Annotated in this window: 5 protein-coding genes; all 5 read right to left on the bottom strand. The window is 28.8% G+C overall.

Features of this window, described 5'->3' with window-relative positions:
- Window positions 1-37: 37 nt before the first annotated feature.
- Window positions 38-2,113: an elongation factor G gene (fusA, locus tag BUE91_RS04525; RefSeq protein WP_073508088.1), complete on the bottom strand. Its 2,076-nt coding sequence runs from the start codon at window positions 2,111-2,113 to the stop codon at window positions 38-40.
- 15 nt (window positions 2,114-2,128) lie between these two features.
- Window positions 2,129-2,599: a 30S ribosomal protein S7 gene (rpsG, locus tag BUE91_RS04520; RefSeq protein WP_066901594.1), complete on the bottom strand. Its 471-nt coding sequence runs from the start codon at window positions 2,597-2,599 to the stop codon at window positions 2,129-2,131.
- A gap of 31 nt (window positions 2,600-2,630) precedes the next feature.
- Window positions 2,631-3,002 (bottom strand): 30S ribosomal protein S12, encoded by a 372-nt coding sequence (rpsL, locus tag BUE91_RS04515; RefSeq protein ID WP_012858232.1) that lies wholly within the window; start codon window positions 3,000-3,002, stop codon window positions 2,631-2,633.
- A 312-nt stretch (window positions 3,003-3,314) separates the two neighbouring features.
- Entirely contained in the window at window positions 3,315-5,480 is a 2,166-nt protein-coding gene (locus BUE91_RS04510; RefSeq protein ID WP_083573777.1) for a hypothetical protein, read from the bottom strand.
- Window positions 5,468-6,615 (bottom strand): hypothetical protein (locus BUE91_RS04505; protein ID WP_073508087.1); only part of this gene is annotated, 1,148 nt, incomplete at its 5' end. The genes BUE91_RS04510 and BUE91_RS04505, both read right to left, overlap by 13 nt.

The following is a 6,615-nucleotide window of genomic DNA, read 5'->3' as shown; positions in this document are numbered from 1 at the left end:
ATTTTTGTTTTGCCATTTTATTTTCTCCTTTAGTTAATTATTTTCCTGTTCTTTCCGCAATAACTTTTTCTGCTAAAGCTTTAGGAACTTGTTGATATTTTTCAAATTCCATTGAATATGTTGCTCTTCCTTGAGTTTTTGATCTTAAATCAGTTGCATATCCAAACATTTCTGATAGAGGTACTCCTCCTGAAATGATTTTTGCATTGTTTCTATCATTCATTCCTGATACAGTTCCACGTCTTGAGTTTAAATCTCCTATAACATCTCCCATGTATTCTTCAGGTGTTGTAATTTCTAACTTGAATATAGGTTCAAGTAAGATAGGATTTGCAGCTCTTAAAGCTTTTTTCATTGCCATAGATCCTGCAATTTTAAATGCCATTTCTGATGAATCCACTTCATGGTATGATCCATCATATAGTGTAACTTTAACATCTTGTACTGGATATCCAGCTAAAACTCCTGAATCAAGGGCTTCTTTTATTCCTTTATCTACAGCTGGAATATATTCTCTAGGAATTGCTCCTCCTGTAATTTCATTGATAAATTCATACCCTTTTCCATCATTTGCTTCAACTTTAATCTTAACATGTCCGTATTGTCCACGTCCTCCAGATTGTTTTGCATATTTTTCTTCAACATCAGAAGAACCAATTATAGTTTCTCTGTAAGCAACTTGTGGTTTACCTACATTAGCTTCAACTTTAAATTCTCTCTTCATACGGTCTACAATTATTTCTAAGTGTAATTCTCCCATACCTGCTATTATAGTTTGTCCTGTTTCTTGGTCAGATTTAACTTGGAAAGTTGGATCTTCTTCAGCAAGTTTAGATAATGCTGTTCCCATTTTTTCTTGGTCAGCTTTAGTTTTTGGCTCTACTGCAACTGAGATAACTGGTTCTGGGAACTCCATTCTTTCTAATATGATTGGAGAATCTTCAGCACATAATGTATCTCCTGTAGTTGTATCTTTTAATCCAACTGCAGCAGCTATATCTCCTGCATAAACTACATCAATTTCTTCTCTTTTGTTAGCGTGCATTTGAAGTAATCTTCCCATTCTTTCTTTTTTACCTTTAGTTGAATTTAATACATAAGAACCTTTTTCTAATACTCCTGAATAAACTCTGAAGAAAGATAATCTTCCTACGAATGGATCTGAAACTATTTTAAATGCTAATGCTGAGAATTTTTCTTCATCAGCAGGTTTTCTTGAAATTTCTGCTTCTGTTTTAGGATCTATCCCTTTAACTGCTTCAATATCAACTGGTGAAGGCATATATGCTACTACAGCATCTAATAGGGGTTGGATACCTTTATTTTTAAATGCAGTTCCACAACATACTGGAACAACTGTTCCTGCTATTGTAGCTATTCTTAATGCTCTTTTTATTTCTTCAACTGAAATATCTTCTCCAGCAAAGTATTTTTCCATTAATTCATCATCTGTTTCAACTATTGATTCAATTAAATGATTTCTTGCAAGTTCTGCATCATCTTGTAATGAATCTCTAACATCAACAACTTTATAATCTTCACCTTGTTTATCAGTAAAGATGTATTCTTTCATTTCTATTAAATCAACTACTCCTTCGAAAGCATCTTCTGCTCCTATAGGTAATTGTATAGGTACACCATTTCCACCTAATTTTTGTTTGATGTCGTTTACACACATATCAAAGTTTGCACCAATTCTATCCATTTTATTGAAGAATGCAAGTCTTGGTACGTTATATTTATCAGCCTGTCTCCAAACTGTTTCTGATTGAGGTTGAACACCATCAACTGCTGAAAATACTGCGACTGCTCCATCTAATACTCTTAAAGATCTTTCAACCTCAACAGTAAAGTCAACATGGCCCGGAGTATCTATAATGTTAATTCTATGCCCTTTCCAGAAACATGTAGTTGCTGCTGATGTAATTGTAATTCCTCTTTCTTGTTCTTGTTCCATCCAGTCCATAGTAGCAGCTCCATCATGAACTTCTCCTAATTTATGGTTAACTCCTGTATAGAATAAGATTCTTTCTGTTGTAGTTGTTTTACCAGCATCTATATGTGCCATGATACCTATATTTCTAGTATCTTTTAAAGCAACCTTTCTAGCCATTATTTCCTCCTATTATTACCATTTGTAATGAGCAAATGCTCTATTAGCTTCTGCCATTTTGTAAGTGTCATCTTTTTTCTTAATTGATCCACCTTCATTATTTGCAGCAGCAATTAATTCTTTTTTAAGTTTAAGTATCATTCCATATTCTTTTCTATCTCTAGTGTATTTTACTAACCATCTAATAGCTAAAGTTTGTTGTCTTTCTTTTCTAACCTCTACTGGAACTTGATAAGTAGCTCCTCCGATTCTTCTTGATCTAACTTCTACTTGTGGTTTCACATTTTCCATAGCTCTTTTGAATATTTCATATCCTGATTCATTCGTTTCTTTTTCAATTTCTTCTAATGCTGAATAAAAAATGTTTTCTGCAACTGATTTCTTACCATCTATCATTAATCCATTAATGAATTTAGTTACTATGATATCATTAAATTTTGAATCAGGTAAAACATCTCTTTTCTTAGCTTGTTTTCTTCTTGACACGATTTGCCTCCTTCATCTTCACGATTTATATTTATTTAGGTCTCTTAGTACCATATCTTGATCTAGCTTGTTTTCTATTAACAACTCCTGCAGTATCAAGTGCTCCTCTTATTATCTTATATCTTACCCCTGGTAAATCCTTAGTTCTTCCCCCTCTAATTAACACTATAGAGTGTTCTTGTAAGTTATGTCCAATTCCTGGAATGTATGCAGTAACTTCGATACCATTAACTAATTTAACCCTCGCAACTTTTCTTAACGCTGAGTTAGGTTTTTTAGGTGTAGTTGTATATACTCTTACACAAACACCTCTTTTTTGTGGATTCCCTTTTAACGCAGGTGATTTCTTTTTCTTTTCAGATGTGCTTCTACCAAATCTTACTAATTGATTAATTGTAGGCATATTTCCTCCTCCCAAACTTATTTTAATATTCATATATAGTTAAATCATCGTGATAATATTCCTACTCATTTTTTAAGTCTATATTCCCTCGTGGTTCTATCGACGTTCTAACAATAAAAAACACAAGAAAACTACCCTAAATGTTATCATTTAAAGTAGAAATTACAATAATTTAAACATATATCCAACCACAGTAATATTTACTGTACGCAGTAATTATATAGTATTTGGTTGTGTTTGTCAACAAAATATATGCTGTTTATAAAAAATAAAAAAGATGTCAAATAATTAAATTATTCAACATCTTCATAATTACCATCTATAATCAACATTTAAAGTTGCTTTAGCACTTATAGATTTATATTTATAAGTAGGCTTTTCATTATCAAAGTTTATAGAAACTTCTGCCTTAGGTTTTATCACTAATCCATCATTTAAAAACTTAAATTCAGCTTCTAAACCTGGATTTATTGATATTCTCTCTAAAGCATCATTAGCTTCAAAGTCTCTCTTTTCTTGTTCTACCTTTTTCTTATCTTCTTCACTTATACCTACTATTCCATCTTCATCTATTTGTTTTCTCTTTATATCCTTTAATACTGAATATAACTTATCAGAAGAATAAGCACTTGTAAATGTAATTCCTAAATTACTTATAACTTTTATTCCTTCTTTTACCTTATAGCTTATTCTATTTTTAGTGTATATCTTATAATGATGAGTAGTATCTAATAATAAATTTTCTAATACTTTATCTTTTGTAAGTCTTAAATTCATTGTAGGTTGTGATTCAGTAGATACCATCATAGAATTATTATCATGATTATCCTTTTCATAATCAAATAACACTAGAGCATTTAATCCTATCTCATTTTTAAGTTCTACTTTATTACCTATTCTAGATTCAACTATACCTTTTGTATCCATTAATCCAAGTATCTCTAATCTTTTTTTTAATGATAAATCAAATTTATTTGAGCTAGTTAAATTTAATTCTCCAGTTAATTTTATTCTATCATTAACTCTATAATCTATTTTATTGTCAGACCAAGCTATTATTGTAGAGTGATATTCACTACCTTCATAAGAGTTTAAATACCTTAAATCAACATTATTTTTTGAATCAACTTTATTTGTGCTACTCTCATAAGTTAACCCAAACCCTCCTAAAGCTAAATGATTATGTTTTAGAGTACTATCATTAAGTTCCATATTATATCTATACTTAGATTCTATTCTTAAATTAAGAGGTCCTAACTTATTTTCAACTTCATTTTTTGTATATATTGAAAATACTGTGTGATCTTTATTAGAATCTTTGCCATTTTTATATTTATCTTGATCTATTTTAATAGTACCATTTGTATTTGTAAACACATTACCCTTCAATTTATTTTCTGAATTAAATTTTAACGTATTATTTTTATAACCTAAATCAACCAAAAGTTCTTGTTTGTATAATAATTTTTCAGTTGGCTCTTTACCGTGAATTGGAATATTATTAACATATTCTCCACTCGTATTTCTTTCTTTCTTATTTTTACTATAATCATATACAGTTTCATGATTCAATTTACTTTTAAAACTAAAACTATTTCCCGTATAATATAGTGAAGCTTCTCCTCCAACCATTCTATTTTTGTAACTTCTTATTAAAGATCCTATATTAGTATACACTTTACCTTTTAGTTCTAAATTCCCTAATTTACTTGATAATATTAAATCAGCTTTCAATCTACCTAATCTATCTACCAATTCAAAATCAGACTTTAATTTATGATTTAAATTTACTCCTACATTAAGTTTACCTATTTTTTGATTTAATTCCACAAAACTTTCAATTCTAGCTTTTCCAGCGTATAAGTCTTCAGTTGAATATATAATTCCTAACTTTGATTTAGTAAATTCATAATTTAGATCTAAAATAACTGCTGCAAATACTTCATCATCTTTAAGTCTTAATCCCTGAGAATGATAAAATTCTTTTCTTGCTTTCTCATCATTATCATATTTTTTATCCCATAATCCTCTTAATTTTAATCCCTCTTTTACATTTTCTTCCATACCACCCATATATTGATATCCACCATTAAATGTTACTTCTATATGTTCGTTTATTTTTCTTTTAAATCCTAATCCCACATTTACCTTACCATTAGGATAATTTGATATTGAATTTAATTTTTGATTTTCTTTATTTATCTCTCCACCCAAATATATGAAAAGATCTTTATTTTTACCTACTAATGCTCCTATGCTTAGGTTATCACTAGCTTTATATGTAACCTCCTTTTCATTTGGGGAACCTATTCCAGAACTAGCCTTAATAGTTGGAAGTTCTTTTACCTTATGTTTTAACGTTAATTCACTGTTATTTTTAAGATATAAATTTTTTACAAAATTTCTACTTAAACTTGACAAAGAACTCAAAGTTAATATACCTATAATCGCCTTGTTTCTCAAACTTATTTTTCCCATGTATATTTCACTCCTGCTCTTATTGTATTTGAACTTTTTTGATATCCTTTCATATCAAAATCTATGCTAGAAACATATTCCATTTCAATGTTCAAACTATCATTAAATTTATATTCTAACTTTAATTGCGGATTTAATGTTGCAAAAGAATCATCGTGGCTATTATTTGTGTCTTTTTTATTATCTTCAATTACAATGACAGACAGATTATTATAAAGTTTCTTTTCTATATTAGCACCTAACTTACCCATAAAACTTATTTTACTACTCTCACTTAAATTCTTTTCCCATTCATAACCTAAATAAGTTCTAAATCTAAACCCTTTATTATACTCTGAAGATTTAAAGATTCCTACTCTATCTAATTGGACTCTTCTTGTGTTATAGTGACCTACATATACTCCTGCTATAATATTATTTTTGTAATCTATTCCTGCACCAATTAAAAAATCATACGGAATTAATTTTTTCTTTTTATCTGTAATAAAAATAGACATCCTCATATCTAAATCTGTTAATAATCTAAAATTGTATCCTAAATTATACCCAAAATTAGTATCTAAACCATAATAATATTCTATTTCTTTATCACCCAATTTACGTTCTGAACTAAATAGACTATATAATATCTTTACATCAACATCTAAATCATTAAATTTTCTATTATATACATATTTAAAATCTACCTTTTTTTCCGATCTTAAAGCTACTTCTATATCTCCATATTCTTTAAAATCTAATCCGAATGCTGCATAATAACTTTTAGGTTTAATACTATTTCCAAAACTAATTCCACCTGATAATTTTAATAATTCATACAGTTTTGTAGAAAAATTAATGTTATGTTCAGCAGTTACTTTATATTTCTTTTCTTCTTTTTCAAAGTTATTTTTACTATCTGCACTTAAAATCAACTTTATTTTCTTTGAGTTATCAAATTTAAGAAACTTAGATTCTTTTACTTTTTCTTTTAATACTTTTCTCGATCTTTTTGTATTGGTTCTATTAGATCTATTAGATGATACTGCTAACAAATTGGTTTCTATGTTTTGAGAAAATAATATGTTAGAAATTATCCCCAAAAATAACAAAAAAATTTTTAATCTTCTCATCATTTCCCCTTCCACTACCATCT

Source organism: Streptobacillus notomytis (assembly GCF_001902585.1).
GTDB lineage: Bacteria > Fusobacteriota > Fusobacteriia > Fusobacteriales > Leptotrichiaceae > Streptobacillus > Streptobacillus notomytis.
Note: the sequence above shows the minus strand (reverse complement) of the source record. Positions and strands in the feature narration are given on the sequence as shown.